Annotated in this window: 19 protein-coding genes and 1 pseudogene; 14 read left to right on the top strand and 6 right to left on the bottom strand. The window is 42.8% G+C overall.

All coding sequences use genetic code 11. The annotated features are described in order from the left end of the window. From NST94_RS18660 to NST94_RS18645, 4 genes are all read left to right on the top strand, one after another. The gene (locus NST94_RS18660) at window positions 1-708 is read left to right on the top strand and encodes a PIG-L family deacetylase (protein ID WP_076106428.1); all 708 of its coding nucleotides are present in this window, start codon (window positions 1-3) and stop codon (window positions 706-708) included. A gap of 98 nt (window positions 709-806) precedes the next feature. Next, on the top strand, window positions 807-1,949 hold the full coding sequence (locus NST94_RS18655) for a DUF1343 domain-containing protein (protein ID WP_339281152.1): 1,143 nt from the start codon (window positions 807-809) through the stop codon (window positions 1,947-1,949). A gap of 17 nt (window positions 1,950-1,966) precedes the next feature. Then, a complete protein-coding gene (locus tag NST94_RS18650; protein ID WP_076182817.1) occupies window positions 1,967-3,529 on the top strand; it encodes a glycoside hydrolase family 3 protein in 1,563 nt (520 codons plus the stop codon). Window positions 3,530-3,557: 28 nt separating this feature from the next. Beyond that, entirely contained in the window at window positions 3,558-4,475 is a 918-nt protein-coding gene (locus NST94_RS18645) for a BadF/BadG/BcrA/BcrD ATPase family protein (protein ID WP_339281151.1), read from the top strand. A gap of 96 nt (window positions 4,476-4,571) precedes the next feature. On the opposite strand, the gene NST94_RS18640 is transcribed toward NST94_RS18645, so the two are convergent. Further along, window positions 4,572-5,780 carry a GNAT family N-acetyltransferase gene (locus NST94_RS18640; protein WP_339281150.1) on the bottom strand — a complete coding sequence of 403 codons (1,209 nt, stop codon included), beginning with the start codon at window positions 5,778-5,780 and terminating at the stop codon, window positions 4,572-4,574. A 228-nt stretch (window positions 5,781-6,008) separates the two neighbouring features. On the opposite strand from NST94_RS18640, the pseudogene NST94_RS18635 reads away from it, so the two are divergent. The 4 genes and pseudogenes from NST94_RS18635 to NST94_RS18620 form a co-directional block, all read left to right on the top strand. After that, window positions 6,009-6,143: pseudogene (locus NST94_RS18635) on the top strand (PTS sugar transporter subunit IIC); the annotation flags it as partial. Beyond that, window positions 6,133-6,261, top strand: coding sequence for a hypothetical protein (locus NST94_RS18630; protein ID WP_339281149.1), 129 nt, complete (start codon window positions 6,133-6,135; stop codon window positions 6,259-6,261). The pseudogene NST94_RS18635 and the gene NST94_RS18630, both read left to right, overlap by 11 nt. Before the next feature lie 348 nt (window positions 6,262-6,609). Further along, window positions 6,610-7,698, top strand: coding sequence for a DUF1648 domain-containing protein (locus NST94_RS18625; protein ID WP_339281148.1), 1,089 nt, complete (start codon window positions 6,610-6,612; stop codon window positions 7,696-7,698). 210 nt (window positions 7,699-7,908) lie between these two features. After that, window positions 7,909-8,898, top strand: coding sequence for an aldo/keto reductase family protein (locus NST94_RS18620; protein WP_339281147.1), 990 nt, complete (start codon window positions 7,909-7,911; stop codon window positions 8,896-8,898). Window positions 8,899-8,906: 8 nt separating this feature from the next. Here the strand turns inward: NST94_RS18620 and NST94_RS18615 are convergent, their stop codons facing one another. Then, on the bottom strand, window positions 8,907-9,806 hold the full coding sequence (locus NST94_RS18615) for a LysR family transcriptional regulator (protein ID WP_339281146.1): 900 nt from the start codon (window positions 9,804-9,806) through the stop codon (window positions 8,907-8,909). 205 nt (window positions 9,807-10,011) lie between these two features. Between NST94_RS18615 and NST94_RS18610 the strand changes: the two genes are divergently transcribed. The 5 genes from NST94_RS18610 to NST94_RS18590 all read left to right on the top strand — a co-directional run bounded on the left by NST94_RS18610 (window position 10,012) and on the right by NST94_RS18590 (window position 16,953). Then, entirely contained in the window at window positions 10,012-11,019 is a 1,008-nt protein-coding gene (locus tag NST94_RS18610; RefSeq protein WP_076127168.1) for a zinc-binding alcohol dehydrogenase, read from the top strand. 15 nt (window positions 11,020-11,034) lie between these two features. Continuing rightward, window positions 11,035-11,868: a sugar phosphate isomerase/epimerase family protein gene (locus NST94_RS18605; RefSeq protein WP_076301669.1), complete on the top strand. Its 834-nt coding sequence runs from the start codon at window positions 11,035-11,037 to the stop codon at window positions 11,866-11,868. Window positions 11,869-11,903: 35 nt separating this feature from the next. Beyond that, window positions 11,904-12,743, top strand: coding sequence for a sugar phosphate isomerase/epimerase (locus NST94_RS18600; RefSeq protein ID WP_076304571.1), 840 nt, complete (start codon window positions 11,904-11,906; stop codon window positions 12,741-12,743). A gap of 41 nt (window positions 12,744-12,784) precedes the next feature. Further along, window positions 12,785-13,675: an AraC family transcriptional regulator gene (locus NST94_RS18595; protein WP_248548601.1), complete on the top strand. Its 891-nt coding sequence runs from the start codon at window positions 12,785-12,787 to the stop codon at window positions 13,673-13,675. A gap of 161 nt (window positions 13,676-13,836) precedes the next feature. After that, complete coding sequence (locus NST94_RS18590) at window positions 13,837-16,953, top strand: ATP-binding protein (protein WP_248548602.1); 3,117 nt, start codon at window positions 13,837-13,839, stop codon at window positions 16,951-16,953. Here the strand turns inward: NST94_RS18590 and NST94_RS18585 are convergent. Beyond that, on the bottom strand, window positions 16,940-17,485 hold the full coding sequence (locus NST94_RS18585) for a CDP-alcohol phosphatidyltransferase family protein (protein ID WP_076223154.1): 546 nt from the start codon (window positions 17,483-17,485) through the stop codon (window positions 16,940-16,942). The genes NST94_RS18590 and NST94_RS18585 overlap by 14 nt on opposite strands. A gap of 152 nt (window positions 17,486-17,637) precedes the next feature. Between NST94_RS18585 and NST94_RS18580 the strand changes: the two genes are divergently transcribed. After that, window positions 17,638-18,771, top strand: coding sequence for an SGNH/GDSL hydrolase family protein (locus NST94_RS18580; protein WP_076182776.1), 1,134 nt, complete (start codon window positions 17,638-17,640; stop codon window positions 18,769-18,771). A gap of 69 nt (window positions 18,772-18,840) precedes the next feature. Here the strand turns inward: NST94_RS18580 and NST94_RS18575 are convergent, their stop codons facing one another. The 3 genes from NST94_RS18575 to NST94_RS18565 all read right to left on the bottom strand — a co-directional run bounded on the left by NST94_RS18575 (window position 18,841) and on the right by NST94_RS18565 (window position 24,058). Beyond that, window positions 18,841-20,526, bottom strand: a complete 1,686-nt coding sequence (locus NST94_RS18575; RefSeq protein WP_076127158.1) for an ABC transporter substrate-binding protein — start codon at window positions 20,524-20,526, stop codon at window positions 18,841-18,843. A gap of 105 nt (window positions 20,527-20,631) precedes the next feature. After that, window positions 20,632-22,242 (bottom strand): response regulator, encoded by a 1,611-nt coding sequence (locus NST94_RS18570; RefSeq protein ID WP_076182774.1) that lies wholly within the window; start codon window positions 22,240-22,242, stop codon window positions 20,632-20,634. A gap of 4 nt (window positions 22,243-22,246) precedes the next feature. Next, a complete protein-coding gene (locus NST94_RS18565) occupies window positions 22,247-24,058 on the bottom strand; it encodes a sensor histidine kinase (RefSeq protein ID WP_036688684.1) in 1,812 nt (603 codons plus the stop codon). Window positions 24,059-24,088: the final 30 nt, after the last annotated feature.

The raw sequence follows: 24,088 nt of genomic DNA, 5'->3' as shown, positions 1-24,088 counted from the left end.
ATGAGCGAAAAATTCACAGTATTAGCAATTGGAGCGCATGTTGGTGATGTGGAGCTAGCTTCTGGTGGTGTACTCGCTAGTCATAGTTTAAAGGGAGATCGCATTGTGACATTAGCGTTAACTGCGGGTGAACGAGGGGTCCCGGCAGGACAGGATATGAAGGAATATCGTCAGCAAAAAGTGAAAGAGGCACAGGTTTTTGCGGATATGCTAGGCGGTGAAGCCATTGTATTCGATGATTATTGTGACGGAGAGTTGCCTGACAATCAAGAAATTCGTATGGAGGTTTGTGATGTAATTCGTCGCGTGAAGCCTAACATTATTATTACACACTGGAAAAACAGTATGCATAAGGACCATGCGCTAACGCATCATATCGTAAATGATGCCCGTTTCTTCGCAAGTCTATCATCCTTTGAACGAGCGCTCCCCGCGCACTTTGCAGCAAGATTATATTACTCCGAAAACTGGGAGGATGCGGTTGATTATGTCCCTTACGTATATGTGGATTTTGATCAAGCGGCATTTGATCTATGGATAGATGCTTTAAGCAAGCATTGGTTTGTGACGAATAGCAAATCTTTCAAATACATGGATTACTATAAAGCACTAGCAGTTGTTCGCGGCTGTGAAGCAAGAAAGACATATGCAGAAGCATTTATGGTGCCTGCTGAAACGGTGAAGGTTAGGCAGTCTAGTCTTTGGTAACTATTCAACTAGCTAAGAGGGAGTGTTTCTATGTATAGCAGGAAACATTCCCTTGTTCTATCCATTTATGCGAAAAAGCAGCTAGGAGGCAGCTTCATATGGTGTTAAATGGGATTGATTCTATAACGAATTATCGTTATTTGTTCGAAGGTAAGCGCGTAGGATTGATTACAGCGCCGACAGGTCTTACGAAGGATTTTGCATCAACGATTACTATATTACATGAAAATTTTAATCTTGCTGCGATGTTTTCACCTGAGCATGGCGTTCGCGGAGATTTGGATGCAGGGGCAGTAGTAGACACTTACATGGATCCTTTTACGAATGTTCCAGTCTATAGCTTGTACCGTAAAGACTCCAAGCGTTTAACAAAAGAAATGCTGAATGAAGTAGACATCATTGTATACGATATTCAAGATGTTGGTGTACGCTATTACACATTTATTTATACGATGCTGTATGCACTTGAAGATTGTGCAAATGCAGGTGTAGAATTTGTTGTTCTTGATCGTGTTAATCCGCTTAACGGGGTAACGGTAGAAGGGAATGTCTTGAAGCCCGGCTTCAAATCATTTGTTGGAAATTACGAGCTAGCCGTGCGATACGGCTTAACAGCAGGTGAGGTAGCAACGATGGCAAATGATCAAATGAATTGGAATGCATCGCTGCATGTCGTTCGTTTGGAAGGCTGGGAACGGAGCATGTCCTTCCCGGATACAGGATTAACTTGGGTTCATCCTTCACTTGGAATACCACGATATGAAACGGCGTTATTATATACAGGAACATGTTTATTTGAAGGCACAAACTGCTCCGAAGGACGTGGAACAACGTTCCCTTTTGAAATGATTGGTGCTCCGTTCATTCAAGCGCAGCAATTGGCAGATGAGATGAATGCAAAAGGTATCCCGGGTGTGCTTTTTCGTCCAGTTCATTTCAAGCCAACGTCATCTAAACATTGTGGCGAGCTATGCGGCGGGGTACAAATTTACATTACAGATCTCCAAGTGCTGAGGCCTTTAGAAGTTGGGGTAACCTTATTATTTACGATAAGAGATTTGTACGAGCAATTTTCAATCCTGCCTCCTGTGAAGGAGGGCTCTCGTCCATTTATCGATTTGCTGGGGGGAGACAACATGTATCGTACGGACAATATTCAAGCCAAGCAGCTGCTTGAACAGTTTGCAGCGGAAAGCAAGCAATTTGCAGAAATAACACAGCAGTATCATTTATATCGCTAGAGGAAGGTGAATAATTGATGAGAACAATAGAACATATGAGCTTGCGCGAAAAGATTGGACAAATGTTCGTAACAGGCTTCCCTTCAACCGAGATCACTCCTGAGCTGAAGGAAGTTATTGAGCATTATAAAGTCGGCAATATTATTTTATTCTCACATAATATCGACAATAAATATCAATTAGGCGAGCTTGTTACTGAGCTGCAGCAATGGTACACGACACATACTGGTATCCCGGGCTTTATTACGATCGACCAAGAAGGCGGTCGAGTCACTCGTATGCCTAAAGACGCGACCAATGTTGCTGGAGCCATGGCAATTGCTTCTTCAGGACGACCTGAAAATGCGTATGCAGCAGGCAGAATGACTGCCAGAGAATTGAAAGCATTAGGTATTAATTTTAATCTAGCTCCAGTTATGGACGTTAACAATAATGCATTGAATCCAGTCATAAATGTTCGTTCATATGGTGATTCTGTTGCAACAGTATCCCAGTATGGAATTCAAATGATGAAGGGATTGCTCGATGGAGGCGTCATGTCCTCACTTAAGCATTTTCCAGGTCATGGTGATACAAATGTCGATTCACATATTGGCTTGCCTACCATTGAAAAAACACTTGAGGAATTAGAGCAGCTTGAGCTGCTGCCGTTTAAGGCCGCAATTGAGCAAGGCGCTCAAGCGATTATGAGTGCACATATTTTATTTCCGAAAATTGAAAAATCCGGTGTGCCCGGAACTATGTCTCATACCATTATTACAGAGATATTAAAAGGAAAATTAGGATATAAAGGGTTAGTTGTATCAGATTGTTTAGAAATGGACGCGATCAAACGATACTATGGTACGGCAAAAGGAGCGTTAGGAGCTGTTAAAGCAGGTATTGATTTGGTATTCATTAGTCATACTCCTGAGACAGTGAAGGAAGCGATTCATTTGATCGAAGAAGCTGTAGCCACCGGTGATTTGGATGAAGCGCTGATTGATGCAGCTGTTACAAAAATTTTAGCTTATAAAGCACAATATGCGACGATTGAGGAGCTAGATTATGAACTAGTTGGCTGCGATGTACATCGCCGAGCAAATGAGCTAATGCGTACGGAAACGATCTGCCTCATGAAAGGTGAGCTCCAGCCCATTCATACCGGTGACGAGCAAGTGTTATTTATGGGTTCCTATTCATACCGCACCGATCTTGCGTCCAGCAGCTTGAATCAAGCTCTTAGCTTTCCGCAATATATGGGGGAGCATTTTAATACAGCTTATGAGATTATCGACATTGACCCGAGCGAGGAGCAAATCAACGCTGCGCTGCCAAAGGTACAAGGCTACAAGCATATTGTTATCGGCTTGTTCAATGCGCGTGAAAACAAAGGTCAGCTTGCGCTTGTTCAGAAGCTGCTGGCAGCAGGCTGCAAAGTAACGGCCATTACATTAGGTCGCCCGTATGATTTACCGTTAATCGAAGGCGAGTTCTGCGGAATTGCGGCATTTGAGTATACACTTGATGCATTCAAATCACTCCTTCCAATCCTAAATGGTGAGGTTGTACCCACCGCCAATATTACGATACAGATGTAGATAAAAAGTACAACAAGGGGACATAGGTATGGCATTTATCGTTGGAATTGATGGGGGTGGCACGAAAACAGCTGTCACCATTACGCATGACCAGGAAGACTCTTTATTCACCTTTACTGTAGGGCCTATTAATTATAACGGTGGTGATGCTGATGCTATTGCCGCCTCCTTTGAGGAAATTTTTAGTCAAACGAAGCTCTACTGCGGTAATTTACAAGAAGTTGCTCATATATGTATAGGTGCGGCAGGAATAAGTAATCCGCTGGTCATCAATTTTTTGGAGCAGCATGTGAGAAATAACGGTTATATCGGGCCATTAACGATTACAGGCGATCAAGAAACTGCATTATACGGGGCACAAAATGCGATGCAAGGCATCATTCTCATTGCCGGTACAGGATCGATTTGCTTCGGGGTCAATGAAAAAGGAGAGCAGCATCGCACAGGAGGCTTTGGTCATCTGATTGATGACGAGGGAAGCGGTTATAGCATTGGGCGCGATCTATTATCTGTATTAGTTCAAGTGGAGGACGGAAGAATAACCGATACGGTCATCCCAGTGATGGTATATGAGCGGCTTGGCTTAAGTACTGTGAAAGAGATTATTGGCTTTGTTTATGATAAAAATACGACGAAAAAAGATATTGCGCAGCTCGCACCGATTATGACGACCGCATGCGAGAAGGGCGATGCACATGCACTAGCGTTAGCGGAGAAATGTGCAGCCAATCTATATGAGCTTGTTGTGCCTGTTATTGAACGGCTTAAGCTATATGAAAGTCCGATTGCGATTGCAGGAAGTGTGCTGCAAAAGTCTCGCTTTGTGAAAGAAGCCTTGGAGCGAAAGCTCGCACAGAGCTACCCGCAAACAAAGCTGATTTTGCCGATTAAGGATGCAGCCTACGGTGCTGTCCTGTTAGGAAGATCAAAAATGAACAACGACTAGTTTTTGTTGCTATGGAAAAATAAGGGTGTGTCATAAGTCCGAGCAGTTGGACTTGCGACACACCCTTATTTTAAAATGGTAGGAATCAAAAATGGCTTAAAATTTATCGGTCAAATAAAACACGGCTTGTTGTTTCGGAAATAGAGCTTGAAGGATGTTAGCGTCCTCCGTACTGTCCTTTGCTGCGCCTGCTTCATTATAGCCGAACATGATATAAGTCATTAGCTCGCGTTCATCTACTTCTATTGAAGTATAGGGATTGGTATGATTACTAGCATCCGAAACAGAAAGCTGCTTTTGCTTATAATCCAAGTAGATACAGTCCTCATTGCTGCGAAGTGCAATATGCAGCTCCTGGCCTGCAATTATGTTGCTACGGTTTAGGCGATCTTCTAATTCAGGCTGAAGCTTATGGAAAGTTGAACTGAGATTGATCATTTTCCACATCGCCATATTGATTTGAATTGAATTTGCATGATGCTGTTGGTAATAGGAATATAGCTTATGGTCCTCTGGGAGCATCGCTAATATTTGCTTTGCATTTTGGCGCAGCTGACATAAGGCATGAAACAAAGCTTCAACACCGTTTTCGGCTTCGTTCAAATACAATAATTCATTAATAAATACTTGTTCAGTATCTTTCTTTTCAATGATGCCATAAGCGACGATTTTCCCATTTCTGCGAAGGAGCAAGCAGTCAACTTTCTTCCATTCCGGCCAGGTCAATAAATCATTCCAATACGTTTTACTTCGGATCACGGTGTAGGTACGATTCTTATTAAATTGTTCATAGATGAAACGGATATCATCGAGATAACAGGCTTCAAAAGGAATGATTTCATCACTGCTTTGCTGCTGCTCCAAACTTGCTGGTTTTTCAATTGCGAAAGCAGTCTCGGGAATAAGTCTCCAGCCAGCTTTTTCATAAAACGCATGCTTACTAGCCAAAAGCAAGCTTATATCATAATCGGTTTCTTTCATATAGTTGGTCTGCGCATGAAGAATTTTGTGTGCAAGCCCCAGCCCGCGGTAATTTAGATCTGTACCGACACTCCCCATTGCACCCGTTTTCAAGATCGCTTGACCGACTCTAATATGAAACGGAAAAATTTGTACATTAGATGCAATCTTATCGTCAACCATCGCAAACCATGTTGTATCTGGATCATATGTGGTGTCTAGGTCTAATCTTTCTTGGAAATAAGCTCGGCCTACGGAAAAGCATTCATCTAAAATATCGTAAATCTTTTCAAGCTGCTCTCTAGTTGGATGGTTCATTACGATGATGTTTGGTGTCGTCGTCATCTTTCATTTCCTCCTGCGCCGTAATGTTGGGATAAATTTAATAAATGAAAAAAACGGTTTTTTTGAAATTTAATTTCTTAACTTATAGTTTAATGTTGAAAAAAAATTTCGTCAATAATGGAACGTGTGGAATCATAGAAGTGATACAAAATTTAGATTGCTCAATATAGTCAAATGAGTATTAGGAAAATAGCGACTTCGGCTGAGCAATTACAAGCACAAAGCGCACAAATGAAGGCGCAGCTTAAAAAGAAGAATGATAAACCGTTCAAGAACTTTTTGCGAAAAATCGGAAATATTTTCATACTGATGATTCCTGCATTTGTTGGAGCGGGTATAATTGCGGGGAAGTATGATTTCGCAAATTGAGCTAGACTTAAATGAATTGCCAGAATCAGAGAAAAAAGTAGCGGAGTACATTCTTGCAAATGCTAAAGAAGTGCTGCATATGACCATACATGAGTTAATGGAACAAACCTGAGCAAGTACTATATTAAGCATGGACGGACTTATTTATACTCTGACGCAGTAATCCGCACCATTGCAGATAAGAGGCGAGTCCTTTACCAACACAGAATTTCAAACAGATGTAATTGCCATAATTGAGTTGTCAGATGAGTAGCTTTGCGCAGCAAAAAAACTGGATAAATTGTTAATTTCACCCCTACAGTCACTAAAATCGATTATAATAAAATTTATGTTCATGTCGATCACCTATCCTAAGTTAATAGGATCATCATACGCAAAAAGGCATAGTGCTGAATCGCCTATGCTATAAGGGTTATAGAGTTTTTAAATACACACTTATGTATAAGAGGAGGCGAATGATATGACGATAATGCCTGTTATAGTAATGATCTTTGTATTTGTACCTGCCATTGTACTCATGGTAAGCATGCCTTATTTAACAAGAGAGACGATTAGTTTTGGGGTCACCGTCAGCCCTGTACAATTCCATAGTGAGCCTCTGCGCCAGATGCGGAAGTCATATGCTAGGATTAGTGCTACCTTGCATACCATCCTATTCATTGTTTGTATCCTCTGTCTAATATACGGTGATGAACATTCCAAGCAACAAAGTTGGATCATTGTCACTTATTCACTCGCCATGGTCGGAATCTCCCTAGTCATAAACATTAGCTATCATTTCAAAATGAAAAGTTTACTACCTATGCTGCCTATTGCTCTGGAACCATCGATCATGGCAGTGGACACTGGATTTCGGAAAAGAAACATTGGCTTGTCTAATAATTGGTTCCTCATTCATGTTTTAATTACTGTTGTTAGTATTGTAACTGTGCTGCGCAACTACGATCTGATTCCTGATCAGATTCCGATCCATTACAACAGCAGTTGGAACGTAGACCGCTATGCAGCTAAATCTTTTAGTTCTGTGTTTATGCCTACGATCATGCAAGTGTTCATAACACTTTTGTTCATATTTGAGAATTGGAGTATTCGCAGAGTAAAGCAGCAGGTTCAACCCAATGATCCTAACCGTTCCATCAGACAAGACGCAGCTTACCGCCGTACTTGGTCATATTTTATGCTTACAGCAAGCTTCTTAATAGTTATCCTGTTTTCCGTCGTGCAACTAAACATGATATCTCTGCTTAACATGAGTTTCGCTATCCCTATTATCCTAATCATAATAGCCCTTGTCATCCTATACGCCTTGGCCTTAACGTTCTGGGCTGGTCAGGGCGAAAGCCGCTTGGAGCGATCTGCCGATAGCTCCAATGTCAGACCTGTCCATGACGATGATAAATGGCGATTAGGTATGATTTATTTCAATCGCAAAGATCCAAACCTAATCGTCAAGAAAAGGCTCGGAGTCGGCTGGGGATTAAATTTCGGTCACCCAGTAAGCTGGCTGTTTTGGCTCGGAATTATTGTACTGTTAGTTGTGGTGCGGTAACAAGGCTTGGAGGTTAATACTCACCGGAGTATAGGCGAAGTTAGAGTTTCGAAACAGAATATGTACCGAAAAAAACGCCTAAAGGGCGTTTTTTATTATCTTTAAGGATCTCAGTAATATTTTTTTTGAATTAAACCGCATATTAAAGAGTATTTCTCGTATTAATAGCTCTTTGTTACAATCAGATTGTTATCTAAAGGAGGGTATAAAATGAACTATCGCAAATTAGGAACGAGTGGCTTACATCTAAGTGAAATTGCTTATGGTAATTGGATTACACATGGTGCTCAAGTGGACAATGATACTGCCCATGCTTGTGTTCACGCTGCATTGGATGTAGGGATCACAACATTTGATACTGCAGATGTATATTCCGATACGAAAGCTGAGATGGTGCTGGGCCAAGCATTAAAAGGAGTGCACAGAGCTGATATCGAATTGTGTACCAAGGTGTGCCATCCCACAGGGACGGGACGTAACGCAAGAGGTCTGTCCCGCAAGCATATTATGGAGGCGTGCCATGCTTCACTGAACAGATTACAGACCGATTATATTGATATCTATTATGCGCATCGCTTTGACGCAACAGTATCCCTTGAAGAGACCTTTTTGGCTTTTTCGGATCTGGTGCGTCAAGGTAAGGTTCTCTATGTCGGGATAAGTGAGTGGACGGCGGATCAGATAGCAGAAGGTGTTATTTTGGCGAGGGAATTGAAGGTGCCATTGGTGGCTAGTCAACCTCAATATTCGATGTTATGGCGTGTGATGGAGACGGAGATAGTTCAAGCTTGTGAGCGGGAAGGGATTGGACAGGTGGTCTGGTCACCGCTTGCTCAAGGGATTCTTTCAGGTAAATATATGCCAGGGCAACCATTGCCAGAGGGTTCTCGTGCTTCAACCGCTGCGGGCTCACCATTTATGAATAAATTGGCGGGTCAGTGGCTTCGGACTGAGGTGCTTGCGGCGGTCTCGAATCTCTCTTCCATCGCCAGTGAAGTTGGGTTGACGCTTCCGCAGTTGGCTATAGCATGGGTGTTGCAAAATACACAAGTCTCATCTGCAATTATTGGGGCATCCAAGCCTGAGCAGGTTATAGAAAATGCCAAAGCTGCGGGAGTTCGTCTGGATAGGGAAGTGATGTTGGAAATCGATAGGGTGCTAGAAGGACTCGTTGAACGTGATCCTAGAAAAACGGGCTGAATATTATATTATTCAAGATTAATAGCTTCTGAACTCATTTGTCCTATGATCTCTAGTAACGCGGATAAGGAGGCACGATCGCAATCGGTTCTCCAAGCGGCATAAAGGGGAATCGATGGTGTGCTTTCTTCAAAGGGACGAAATGCGACACCTTCACGCTGAAAAATAGCAACTGATGAGGGCACAATGGAAACTCCAAGATTAGCAGCTACCAAGTTTACAATGGTGTACATCTGAATGGCTTCCTGTACAACATTCGGATACATGTCGTGTTGGGCGCAGAAGCTCATAATGAGGTCATGAAAAGGAGCTCCTAAATGACGTGGGAACGATATAAATGGTTCTAAAGCTAAAGAGCGAATGGATAACACCGGTAAATGAGCTAGGTGATGCTGCTCTGGCAAAACGGCAATAAGCGATTCATTGACTAAGGGACGATGGTCGATATGTTTGCCCGACTCTGTATAACGTACAAATCCAATGTGAATCGTTCCTTCATGTAAAGCCTGCCACTGCTGAGCAGACGTCATCTCATGTAATGTGAGTTGTACTTGTGGATAACGTTCCCGAAACATTTTTAACATATCAACCAATACTCCACCAGCTGCAGAATCTATAAATCCAATGTTCAAATGTCCGATAATTCCTTGATCGACTAATTGTGTTGTTTTAATAGAGCGTTCCAGTTGAGATAAAATGGATTTAGCCTCCTCTAGAAATACCGCCCCCGCTGACGTGAGACGAACTTGTCTTTTATTCCGTTCTAATAGTTTCACACCAATCTCATTCTCCAGAGCTTGAATTTGCTGGCTTAAGGGAGGCTGCGTCATATTTAGCTTCTCAGCTGCACGGTTAAAATGCAGTTCCTCTGCTACTGCGATAAAGTATTGTAATTTTTTTATGTCCATATTTTTCATTCTCCCTTGAAATGCTTCTCCAAGCAAGTATAAGGATCTTTGAACGAAAATGAAAGGAATGACATGTCGTCTCCTCACTTAAACTCTACCTCCCATCTTACTTTTAGACAAAAAAACATTTTTGCAGTCAAAGACATGATGTCTAAAAACGCATACATTTAAATAGAAAGTTTGAGGATCATGGGAGGTAATGAGGATGAAAAATAGAAAGATAATGTTTATGAGCCCACACCATGTGGAAACGGTTGAAGAGGAACTTGTACTTAAGGCTTTAGGTGACCATGAGGTACTCGTAAAATTGATTTATTCGCTGATTAGTCCGGGAACGGAGATGGCAATGTTATCTGGCAAAGAGGATTGGGCAAAACTCCCGCTGTGTCCAGGTTATGCAAGCGTCAGTCGTATCGTAGAATGTGGTAAAGGTGTTCAGGAATTTCAAGCGGGCGATGTGGTTTTTCATTACGGAACTCATTGCGAATATCAAGTGGTTGAAGCTAGGGATGTTTTCATTCGAGTGCCGGATGCGCTAGACTTGAAATGGGTACCGTTTACCCGGATGGCTACGGTAGCTTTTACATCGATACGTGTGTCGGATATCGAACTTGGAGACAAAGTGAGTGTGACAGGTCTTGGATTGGTAGGCAATCTTGCAGCTCAATTGGCGCGTTTGCAGGGGGCTACGGTAATTGGTATGGATTTGTCCAAAGAACGGCTGCGGACCGCGCGTCAATGCGGTGTGGATTACACACTGGACAGTGGCGAAGGATTGGTAAAAGAGCAGATTATGACGTTAACTAAGGGCAAGGGTGTTTCCAGTCATATTGAGGCAACCGGTGTTTCCAAAGTTGGGGTTGATAGTCTTCAATACATCGGCTCACAGGGAGAAATCATCTTTTTGGGTAGCCCGCGTGGAGAATACAATACAGATATTACGGATGTGCTTAATTACTGTCATCTGTATAACCGGGGATGCATTACATTTAAAGGTGCTCACGAATGGCGTTATCCAACAGAGCCTAATTCGTTTGTGAAACATTCCTTGGTGCGTAATTCTGGCATTGTCTTCGAGCTTATGCAACAACAGAAGCTGCACATCGAACCTTTGATTAGCCATGTCATCAAGCCGGAGCAAGCTAGCGAAGCCTATGAGGGATTAAGAACCAACAAAGATCAGTATAATGGCGTACTGTTTGATTGGTCATAAAGGGGGAGAACGACGATGATAAGAGGATTAACAACAGCGGGTTTGGGAGAAATTGCTTCTAATGAAGAATATATCAGACTTGCGAGCCAATTCGGGTTTCAGGCCATAGACGTCAATCCATTAGAGTTGGTACAGCAGTATGGCAAGGATGGGGCCATCCAATTACTGGAAAGTCATGGCATCATGCTAGGATCATTTGGTTTAGAGGTAGATTGGCGCACGACAGAGGAAAGCTTTAGGGAAAGTCTGAAATCGCTTACGCTGATGGCTGAGGCCGCTGCTGCATTAAATTGCACCACATGCTGTACCTATATTTTGCCTTCGACAGATCTTCCGGTCGCATCGTTCATGATTGCAGCCACTAGACGTTTAAGACTATGTGCAGAAATATTAGGCGCCTATGGTATTTCGTTAGCCTTAGAGTTCGTTGGTCCTCATCACTTACGTACACAATGGGCAAATCCGCTAATCTGGACGATGCAAGATACGTTGGACTGGATGGATACAATTCAAGTGAGAAATATCGGTTTATTACTGGATTCCTATCATTGGCATACGAATGGATTAACGAGTGAGGACCTGCTGAAATTACAACCGCATCAAATTGCGTATGTCCATATTAATGATGCTAAACCTCTGCCGATAGAGGAATTGCTAGATTCCGATCGATTGTATCCAGGGGAAGGATCCATTGATCTTACCGGATTCTTGGGAAGCTTGAAAAAGATCGGATACAAGGGCGTTATCGCTCAAGAAGTGCTAGCGCCAGCTTCATCACAAAGTTCATCTGAACTATTTTCTCGTTCCAAAACAGGCTTCGATAAAGTATTCTCATCACTGGAAATCTAACCCCATCGAATCCAACATTGGAAGGAGCGTTAAGGATGAGTCTGTTCAAGGGTAGAATCGCTGCACACACCATCACTTGGGGGCAAGCGCATTTCAAAGCGTTGGAGGAAGTCTCCAGACTGGGTTTCACGGGGATTGAGCCGTGGGCGTCTTTTGCACTTCAATATGAAGAAAGTCCAGAACAATTACAAGAGCTCATGGCTGGGTACGGGCTGGAGATGACTGCGTTGTATGGAGGTACGGCTGGGGGACAGCAGCAAAAATTCGGCAATGCCGCGAACACTTCGAGTATCATTGACTACAATGTGCGACTTGCTAAAATCATAGCGAAGTGTGGAGCAGACATCCTTGTCCTAGGGCCAGGTGGCACCCGGGATCAACCCTCATCGCTGGAAGAATTGAAGGTTGCCGCAGCCACGATGAACGAAGTGGCGAAAAGAACCTATGCCTTAGGGGTAAAGACATGTGTTCATCCGCATTTGTGGACGGAATTGCAAGACGAGAAAGAAATTGAGATTGTGATGAGCCTGACAGATCCGCGGGTGGTATATCTTGCCCCGGATTCAGCACATCTGCTCGGAGCGGGGATGGACCCGGCATCTATCATCCGAACGTATCAGGACAGGGTAGCTTATGTTCATTTGAAGGACCTGACAGACAGGTCTGCCGCTACACTTGATACACAGCTTCCTCATTTTTGTGAGTTAGGCAAAGGATCTGTTGATCTACACGCAACTATTGAAGCGCTGAATGAAATTGATTATTCCGGTTGGATGACACTCGAAGTGGACGAATCGCTAAATAGCCCGTACAATACCATGGAAATCTGCCGAGATTATGTAGAAGATCACTTAAAGATTCCGGTTAGGATATAAAATAAGATCAATAAAATGTCAGAAGAAGGAGAAGATTCGAGGTGAATGAGTCGTGGATGAACAGCATTTCCCCTTATGTTCGAGTAGCCAAAGTCATGGAATCCTCCTTACTAGCAGGTGAATGGTTGGATCAAGATCACGTGTATACCTATATAGATCAGGGAGAGGCGGAGTTTTTCTTGAATGGGGTGAAGTTCCTGGTTCGAGAAGGGGATGTGCTGCTCATGCATCCATGCTTGCCCCATATAATTAGGTCCACCTCGGCTTTACCCTTAGTGCAGTATATCTTTCATTTTGATTTGTACGATAACGAGGATAAAAGCTCATCGGATCAAGCGGATGGACTTAGGCCCGGGATCCAGGATATCATGCCAAGTGAAATGCAGCTTGCTGATATTTATCCGCTATCTCATCTGCAGCTCCCAGATCGAATCGAATTGAAGAGAAGATTCATGCAACTGCAAAAAGAGCTGCTAGATCCAACGTACGGCGGGGTATTAATCAACAAGTCTATCTGTTTGGAATTGTTGTTTCTGTTCTTTAGAAATCAGAACCTGTCCAAAGGAACGGAAGGGAAGAGAACCAAAGGATGGCCTTTAATTGAAGGCGCCATTCATCACATGCACCAGTGTTATCAAGATCCGCAGTTAAGTAATGAATCTATCAGTAGGCATGTTGGGGTGACTGCCAATCATTTGTCGTATGTGTTCAAGACTCAGCTTGGGGTGACCATTCATAATTATTTGAAGCATGTTCGTATCGAGCAGGCTAAATTGAGAATCATTCAGGGAAAGCAAAATCTAACGGAGATTGCCGAAGATGTGGGGTTTTCTAGTATTCATCTGTTCAGTCGGACGTTCAAAACAAATGTGGGAGTAATGCCTAGTAAGTTCGCGGCGATGCGATCTGCTTTAATCAATAAATCACAATAAAGGAATCGACCATCTGCTCTTTGGGATGGTTGGTTTTTTTCCTCTGAACATAGGATTACATACGTCTATAGGCCTCTTAATATAGTATAATCATACTGTATTGCTCAAAGTTGGAGATAGGGATATAGCACTATTAAATACTATTGACGAATGAGGAGTCTATGAGAACTTCGGAGAATAAAATTAAGTTAAGTCATATGTTGTACATAGTAGTATTCATCTGCCTGCTGATTGCAATACGCTGGAGCTGGTACAATCATTTTACTCTGTCCAATCCTCCTGTAGTGGAGCAAGGTGTGCTCGATTTGCGGGGAGTAGACCTTGAATCACTAAGCTCCTTTCCATTGGATGGAGAATGGGAGTTTTATCCTGAACAATGGGTGAATGCCGCCAATGTGGATGGTGTTTTAAAAGGCCAGATGCTTCAGGTGCCGGGTAACTGGAATTCTGTATTCAATTCTGCTGAGCAAAAGAAGGCGTATGGATACGGAACTTATCATTTGCGGATTCTGCTAGATCGTCCCTTGTCTGAGCCACTTAGCTTTTGGTTCCAATCCATCTATACTTCTTCTGAAGTGGAGATTAATGGAACAATTCTCTCACGGTTTGGAGTGTTATCTGACGAGAAGGAAGAGCATGTTTATGTGACGAAAGCATTCTTAATCAGTTATACACCTACAGATCAGAAGCATCTGGATCTGTTTGTTCGGACGTCAAACTATGAGTCTCCACTAAAAGGGGGCATAATTCGGTCCGTGGAGTTTGGCATTCAACATGGGGTAGACACTATATACTGGAATTCCATTGGCTTGCAGCTAGTCGTAGGGGTCATGCTTCTTCTACATGGGTTGTATTTATTGATTATCTATCTGATGGATGTACGAAAAACAGAGCTGATTATTTTTTTCCTAATGATGGTCGCTGCGGCTGTATCCATTGGGGTTGAACATAATGGACTGTTGTTCAGGTTTCTTCATGTTGATTTTGCCTGGATGCTGAGGTTAAAGGTTCTTTCGTATATAGGGTTTTGTTTATTCCTTTTATTGATGGGAAGAGAACTATTGGGGAATCGACGGAAAGGCAAGGCGTTTTATAGTTACATCCTGTCAGTTCTCATTTTTACTTTATTTATTATTGTAGGTCCTGAAGAGGCAGTGTTATATATCATCGGAAAAGGGTATTACATGATCCTGTATTACGTTCCAGTGTGTTGGACGGTATATTATTTTTGGAAGATGGTAGCCTTACGAGCTGAAGGTGCTCTATTTTTATTGTTTTCAGTGTTAGCAGTACTAAATAATATGTTGTGGGGGGCTGTCTACTATGCCGGTAGCTCACAATTTATGTTTTATCCCGTAGATTTAATTGCTGCCCTTGCCGCATTTTCCGCCTATTGGTTTAGGAGATATTTTCATCAATCCCATCAAAATGTGTTACTGAACGCTCAATTGGCGGAATCCAATAAATTAAAGGACCGTTTTCTAGCCAATACGTCACATGAGCTGCGCACTCCACTGCATGGGATTATGAATATTGCCCAAAGTGTGTTAACAAGAAAAAAACATGTGCTGGATGAAGAGAGCCAGCGTGACATGGAATTGCTAATTATGGTCAGTCGCCGGATGTCGCTTATGCTGAATGACTTGCTTGATGTTGTGCGATTGCAGGATAAGCGGATTGTGATGAATATAAAGGCGCTGCAAGTGAGGTCATTGGCTGAAGGTGTACTGGATATGTTACGTTTCTTAACCGGTGGGACGAAGGTGGAGCTTCGAATGTCTATAGATGAGAATCTGCCGCGTGTTTATGCTGATGAGGAGCGATTGGTGCAGATTCTGATTAATTTGGTTCATAACGCACTAAAGTACACCGAACAGGGAAGTGTTGAACTGGCCGCAGAACAAGTGGGTGGGGATGTATGGATACATGTTACGGATACAGGAGTAGGTATGGATGAAGCTTTGAAAAAGCGTGTTTTTATGCGCTATGAACAAGGGGCTTACGGTCAAGGCGGCATTGGGTTGGGGCTTAGTATCTGTAAGGAGCTGGTCGAACTGCATGGCAGTGAATTATTGCTGCAATCGCAGCCGGGTCAGGGAAGTAAGTTCAGCTTCAAATTACCTGTAGCTAAAGGGAGCCTGAAGTCATCTATTCCAGATGTTCATACAGAAAAAGATTCGGATCCATTGTCACCATTCAGTACGTGGATAACTGCGGAGAAATCAGCTATGGTGGCTGCCACCTATAACACAAAGGAAGTAGAGGCACTCTCGAAGCTCGATACAGACGCTGACATCATACATGTGCTAGCGGTTGATGATGATTCGGTCAATTTAAAAGTTCTGCAAAATATTTTATCAGATGGAGCCTATCGGATTGATACAACGACTTCAGCCCGTGAGGCGCTGGATATGTTGCATCATGAGCAGTTCGATTTGGTTATCGCTGATGTGATGATGCCGGGCATGTCTGGATATGAATTGACAAGATTGATACGCGAGCGGTTCACGATGTATGAACTTCCTATTATTCTATTGACCGCTCGCAGTGAGCAGGAGGATGTCTATGCAGGTTTCTTGGCTGGCGCTAATGACTATGTAACCAAGCCAGTAGATGCCATGGAATTGAAGTATCGTGCTTCGTCGCTCACTTCTATGAAGCAAGCAGTCAATGATCGTTTGAGAATGGAGGCTGCTTATTTACAAGCGCAGATCCATCCACATTTTCTCTTTAATACATTAAATTCGATTATGTCCTTGAGTGATTTTGACACTGTCAAAATGAAAGATCTTTCAGATGCATTCACTACTTATCTGCGGATCAGCTTTGACTTCTTAAATGCAGGCAAACTTGTTTCACTGTCGCAAGAGCTGGAGCTGGTCGAGAATTATGTATATATCCAGCAGCAGCGTTTTGAGGAGAGGCTGCAGGTTGAATGGGAGGTAGACGCGAATCTACAGCTACTAATTCCTCCGCTGACCATTCAGCCACTGGTCGAGAACGCCGTCCGGCATGGGATCTTAAGTCGGGCAAAAGGTGGAACCTTGCGTATTCACATCGAGACACATGCGGAGGCTGTTCATTTTATCATTGCTGATACGGGGATTGGAATGGATGAAGCTCAAGTCAGTAAGTTATTGCAACCAAAAAGTCTTAAGGATCAAGGAATTGGGCTCCTTAATACAGATCGGAGATTAACACAATTATATGGACAAGGCTTGAAGATTCAAAGTATTCCTGGGGTGGGAACTACGGTGTCTTTCATTATTCCTGATTAGGAGGGTTGTAAAACCATCCTTTTCTGTCCAGCTGTAATTGAGTGGATGTGATTTGAATCATCAATTCTTCCACGGCGGATAAGGTTGCAACTATACAGACAATGGTTGTCCAAATGGTGGGGTTACTATGGGAAAGCCATATAGGAGTTACAAATAAGAGAAGCCCGGTGAGTTTATTGCCGTAGGTATGGATACTTGCGTAAGTTTTGAATCTGCGGAGGGCAATCCCTGTCGATGTTATGCGGATGGCCGCGATCAAGAAGATCCATAGGATGAATTCGAGGGTAAGACCCAGATACGGATACAAAGTAAATAAGCAGATCCCGATTAGTATCGTGTCGGCAGCAGAATCCAGCTTTGCTCCGAGATTACTTGTTGTGCCTGATTTTCGGGCAATTGGACCATCTATCAGATCGGTGACTCCGCAAAGGATATAAATTGCAAGAAAGGCCGAACTTAGCGGCTCGAAGAATAACAGCATTATTGCCAAAATAATTCTGCCAAGTGTAATACAGTTAGGTATAACTTTCAACTTCAATCCCACCTTTGTTCATGACCTCATTTAATTCTATTGTACCAGAGGAAGAGTATATGCTATTTGGAAAAGGATTATAAGATAGTATTGAAGAAGTAGTGAAGTAGAAGTATAGATTAGGATTCTAGCGGTAAATTAGGAGGGATTTTATGAAGCAGAATACAAACTTAAAGGTACATACATTAGCTGATATCGAACATCTGAAAATTCACGGCAGAACAACAGGGTCACTTTCTCCACTAACGTTATTTTGGACAGGCAGTGCGGTCGAATTAAATGTTAAAAGCTCTGAGCTATGGCTTGAAGTAGAAGCAGATTATGATGTTTATGAACCCTGGATTAGCATCCTGATCAATTCCGTTCCTGTTAGCAGACAAATGTTAGTAGCAGGCAGGTATTGGATTTGTGTATTTAGAGGCATGAATGATCGTGTTGTCAACAATATTCGTATTGTAAAAGATGTGCAGGCAATGAGTGGAGATCCTGGCTGCTCTTTGCAGATACATGCGGTGAAGATGGATGGAAAATTCCTGCCGGTTGCGGACAAACCCCACAAGATAGAGTTCATAGGTGACAGCATCACATCCGGAGAAGGAAGTATAGGTGCCAAGGCTGAAGAAGATTGGATTCCAATGTGGTTTAGCGCCATCAACAACTATACCAGAATGACAGCAGATGCTTTAAATGCAGAATATAGAGTTATTTCTCAAAGTGGCTGGGGAGTCCTTACTAGCTGGGATAATAATCCGCACGGTAATATCCCTGATTGTTATGAGCAGGTTTGTGGTCTTCTAACTGGAGCAAAAAACGAAGCTTTAGGAGCTTTTCAAGAACATTCTTTTGAAACCTGGCAGCCAGATGTTGTGGTAGTTAATCTAGGAACAAATGATGGGGGCGCCTTTCAATCGCCAGAATGGAAAGATGAGGTAACAGGGGAGAGCCATAAACAACGCTTAAATGAAGACGGGACCTATCATGAGGATGATATACAAGCTTTTGTCGATGCCGCTGAGAAATTTCTGATGAAGCTTAGAAAAAATAATCAACATGCACATCTCGTATGGGCATATGGGATGCTTGGTATCCCGATGATGCCAGCGATCTACCGGGCGGTCGATGTTTATAGCAAGAAAACAGGGGACAAGCAGGTTTCTGTATTGCAGCTTCCAAATATGACGGATGAGACCATAGGGGCAAGAAGTCATCCGGGAGCATTAGCTCATGAACAAGCGGCAAAAGAGTTGACGGGGTATTTGAAAGGGATTCTAGCGAGCGAAAGTTAATGAGGAATTCATAAAAAAACAAGCCTGAGCGAAAGGATCACGCTCTGGCTTGTTTTTATTTACTTTAGTCTATTTGGTAGATACAGACTTGAACCATTCGTTAACTTCTTTGGTGATTTGATCACCACCATTTGCTTTCCAGTTGGAAACAAAGGAGTCAAAGGCATCTACAGGTAGCTTACCGTAAATGATTTTGTTGAAGGTTTCCATTTCGGATTGACGAAGCAGATTCCATTTGGATACCATCGTTGGTGTCGCAGCGCCAGTGAAATAGTTCTGTCTACGAATGTCTATTTGTGACATAACAACTTTTGCAGCGGCCCAGTTTTCCGGTTTACGGAACTCAGCCATTTGTTTTTCATAAGGAGTTACAGGGGTTTCACCATCAGCAAGTTTAACCAATGTCTTCATGAACAGATCAGGAATACGAGCCGGTCCAGTTAAGAAAGGAAACTCATTGGAGAAGTCTTTAATCTTCTCTTTATCACTAGTAGGCTTTCCATCAATCATGTCCCAATCGTAGCCTTTAGCAAAGCCGTATTCAAATTCACTACCAGCTGCTGGATTAGCTAGGTTATCAAGCAAGTAGTTGTAGTATAAGAAAATTGCTTCAGGGTGCTTAGCATCTTTGTTAATCATGATACTAGCGTTTACCCCAGAGTTCTGCCATTTGGTACCGATGAGTCCGTCTGGACCTGCTGGAACCGGATAAGCTTTGATCTTCGCTCCAGGTACATTTTTCATAAGATCGGGAGCCGGCCAGTCTGGAACCCAGTTTGCCCCTGGTAGAATACCTGCGGCGCCTTTTGTCCAGCTTTCAGCAGATTTACCTTCATCCCAAAGTGCAGAGTCTGTGTGAATATAACCTTTGTCCATCCACTCACTAAGCTTAGCAAGGGCTTGTTTAGCACCAGGGTTAATGGAACCGTATTCTAGATTGCCGTCGGCATCTTTATTCCATTGTTCCTCAATCGTACCGTAAGCACCGAATAACCAGTCGAGTTGGCCCATCCAGGTGTTTGTATTATTTTTCAAAGAAATCGCAAGTGGGAAAACATCTTTAGGTGCTAGACCGTCAGGGTTTTCGTTCTTAAATTTGTCCATGATATTCTCAAGATCGGCGATTGTTTTTGGAGCCTGAAGGTTCAGCTTTTCCATCCAATCTTCACGTAACCAGAGAAGAGTATCGTCATTATCAGTATATTCAAGGATCGGCATATTGTATTTCTTACCGTCTTTTGTGAATGGATACCAAAGTTCTGGGTGTGCTGCAGCATGATCTTTTAGAATTTTATTAGCATATTTGTCGAACAACTCATCGATAGCAATGAACTGACCGGAATCAATCAGTTGATTGGTCAATACTGCATTGGTTGGTACAGAAACGAAGTCAGGCAGCTTTTCGCCAGAAGCAATGGCAAGCTGAAGCTTTTGTCTGTATTGATCGTCATTGGCAGGATACCAAGTATCTTTATGCTTCATGCCCAGTGTTTCCAGCATCCAGCGATCGTGAACATTGTTTTCTTTGGTATCACCTTGAACATATTTCTTCGGCATCAATACCGAACTGAACTCGATGGGTGGATCGTATTTACCTTTTTCAAAAGCAGCATCTGCTTCAGATAAACTAGTCTCAGACGATGTGGTATTGTTTTGTTTGGCGTTTTCATTATTTCCGCCGCCACTGCCACAGGCTGTGAGTGTGATAAGTGCTGTGACCGTTAACAACGACCACATTTTTTTGAACTTGATCATTCTTTAATTCCCCCTACTGTGTATGATCTTTACAAGTGTAACTTTAACAACTAGTCGGGGATGGCATCTATATGAGATTTTTAGTTTCGATAGGACTCTATCATGCTATTTATTATTGTCTCGATATTCCTGCGGCGTTACTCCGAACTGTCGTTTGAACACTTTTATAAAATAAGCAGGGTCCATATAGCCAATCTCCATGCTGATTTCATAGACTTTTTTAGAGGTAGTCTTCAGCTTATGGCAGGCGCGATCCATGCGCAGGCGCGAGATATAATCGCTTATTCCTTCACCCGTTTCAATCTTATAAATTTTTGATAAATGAGTCGGATGGAGGTTTACATGGTCAGCCAGAACCCGTAATGAAACATCTAAATGCAGGTTTTTGTCTGTGAAATCTTGAATCTTTTTCACATATTCAGACCTGATGTCTTTAATTTCGTTAGACGTTCCCTCTTTCAATTTGCTCAGAATGCTCAGGGACCATTTTCTAAGTTTACCGATGGTCGAGAACGCTTCACCGCTTTGCAACCAACCGAGATCGTCTCCCGCTAAGTTAGCTAGAGTATGCCCATTTCGGTGTGCGAGATTCGTGAAGGATGCAGTGATTAAAAAACCGGCCTCCATGCAATGCTCCCACGATTCAGACCATTTCTCATCCAGCTCCGCGCAGACAGCGAGTAGTTTCTCTTGCGCAGCATCCCAATGCCCACTTTCAAGCAGGTGTATTAGTGTCGGCGGGGTGTAAAGGGCATCCAAAGGTCCTTGGGTAGTGGAAGGTTCAAATTCGCTGACCCGCATTACGAATTCGCGCTCGTCTCCCACGATCTGCCGGAAATAAGCTGTAGCCTGACGGAAACGGCTCGACACCTTCTCGGGAAACTGGAACCACTCGGTGATTACTATGGACAGGGAACCTTTCAGAAATTGCTTAACCTTATACTGAAGCTGTAAAGAAAGCTTTTCTAGGATGGTTTCTTTGCCGATGTCGGATCCTTTCTCTTTAAGCTGAAGCAGAAACACAAGATATCCATGTTCCTCTTTAACGCCCCAGACCTGCATAAACTCACCCATAATCTCTTCAGCCATATTGATGATGGCATATTCAATTAAGGTTTGATCATTATTGTTATAATGGCTAAATTCTTCTTCCATGCGTACAAGCATCAAAGCGCAATCGCCAGAATGGAAGGGCAAATCATAAGTTACGAGCTTCCGTTCCCATTCGCCAGCTTGAAATTGATGACCTTGCAAGGCATCAAGCAGCAGTTGACCACGTAAAAGCGGCAGATTCTCACGAAGGGTAAACTGGGTTCTTTTAAGCGAACTGATAAGTTCCCATTCTGTGTTCAATTGCTCGATGGCAGTTTTGACTGCACCGATAATTTCATCATCGGTAGGTGGCTTAAGCAAGTAATCGACGGCATTATGCTGAAGTGCTTTTTTGGCGTAATCGAACTCCGAATGGCCTGATAAAATAATACATTTAATCTTTTTATCACGTTTTCTTATCCGCTCTATTAATTCAATTCCCGTCATTTCGGGCATTTGGATATCCGAGATCACAATATCAATAGGGTTGGTATCGATAATTTGTAGTGCTTCACGTGCCGAATACGCTTTATGCACCTGTTCAATGCCTAGCGTATGCCAGGGTTTAGTCATGGCAAGATTATCTACCCAGTGTGCTTCATCGTCTACTATAATCATTTGCATGTTGTTATTCTCCTTGATGATTCTTAAATTTAGAATATTCATCCTCCGTAGGGATTTCCCAGATAATCTCTGTTCGGAAACCTCCAAGAGGGGATGGTTTAAAGGTTAGACAGGATTGATTGCCGAACAGGTGCATGATCCGCTGATTCGTATTCCAGAGCCCGCAGCCCATTTCTTCCTGCAATGGCTCCTGCATTTTACGATTCAAAGCTTCCAGCTGCTCCGGATTCAAGCCAGGTCCGTCGTCATCAATGTAGATCTTGCAGAAGCCGTTCGAAATCTCACCACTAATGCTGATCTCACCCGATGAATACGATTTGGCCACTCCGTGAATGACTGAATTCTCCACAATAGGTTGTAGCATTAGACGTGGCACAGACTGGCTTAACATGTTCTCAGGGATTTCGATATGATAATCAATTCTGGCATTGCGCAGCTTTTGAATATCCAAATAGTTGACGAGCAGCTTGATTTCTTCATCCAGTGACGCGGTTTCCCGTTCCATTCGGGTAGTATAACGGTAGTAAGCACTTAAATTATAAGCCATGGAGACGACAGCGTCCTCATCCTTCATTTGGGCCATATTGATAATATAACCAAGGCAGTTATAGAGAAAATGCGGATTGATTTGCGCCTGCAGTTGCTTAAGTGTAGCTTCGCGGGCACGGATTTTCTCATTGAACACATTCTCTATCAGGTCTTGAATTTGATGGGACATATCATTAAAGCGATGGAATAGAAACGAAAACTCGTTCCGGCCCTCGTTATGAAGACGTACAGAATAATCTCCACGCTGCACGCGCCGTAAGCCTTTAATTAGCTTTTTGATAGGATATTGAACATTTCTGTATAGTAATATGGAAGCGGAAATTCCCATAACAAACAGCAAAATCATCGAGATATAGAACAAATCCTGACTGAGCGAAATGGGTTTTAGGATTTGATATAGAGGGACAACATCTATTAAATTCCAATCCAAATAGGAGGACTTCACAGAGCTGACCAAGTAGTTCTTGCCATTGAGTTTGACTACATCCTGGGTAGTATTCTCAGGTGAGTGTTTATCCAGGTAACGAATGAGTTCTTCAGATAGCTGCTTGTCCGCACTGCGATTCAGAATTGGCGAGTTCCCTTTATGATAGAGAAAAGGATCACCTTGTCCACCTTCCTTGTACGTATCCAGCATGTTCTGAATATTCTCATAACTGAAGCTGGCCTCAATCACCAAGTTGCTTCCCGTCAACATCCCCGGCTGAGCTAAGGAATCTGTATAGAACCAGTAGAAGGATTTTAACTCGTCTTTAGATTCCAAGCTGTGATCGCCATACGTCCATTTTCCACTCATATTTCTTTTTAAGTAATCCTCATCATACCCAAATGCTCGATTGTAGTTGGAGATGACATCTTTATTTTGCTGTGAATGTACGGCATATCTGGCAGGCCAAATATCTGCAACCCCGGATTGAAGCACCATCTTTTCCTGAATGACATACCGGGTCTGCATCTGATCATATCGATCCGCCCAAATGTTTAATCCGTTGAAGGCTCTGACATTGGGATCTCTAGAAAGGATAAGGGTGAAGTCCATCATCTGATTAATACGCGAATCAATTTGACTGGACAGAAAAGTGAGCTGCTTCGTATTGGACACCTGCAGCTCTTTGCTTACAACATCGTATGTGACGTTATTTGAAAAGGTATACATGATAATAATGGGGATGAACAAGAGTATGATCAGGCAGTTTATTTTGGCAAACAAACTAAACCGGGATTGTGTTAATTCTCTCAGGGATGTAAAGCGCTTCCAAATATTCATAAATGTACCCTCCAGATGATGTCCTAATAA

Source organism: Paenibacillus sp. FSL H8-0282, from assembly GCF_037963825.1.
Taxonomy (GTDB): Bacteria; Bacillota; Bacilli; order Paenibacillales; family Paenibacillaceae; genus Paenibacillus_AQ; species Paenibacillus_AQ odorifer.
This window is presented reverse-complemented; position numbering and strand designations above follow the sequence as displayed.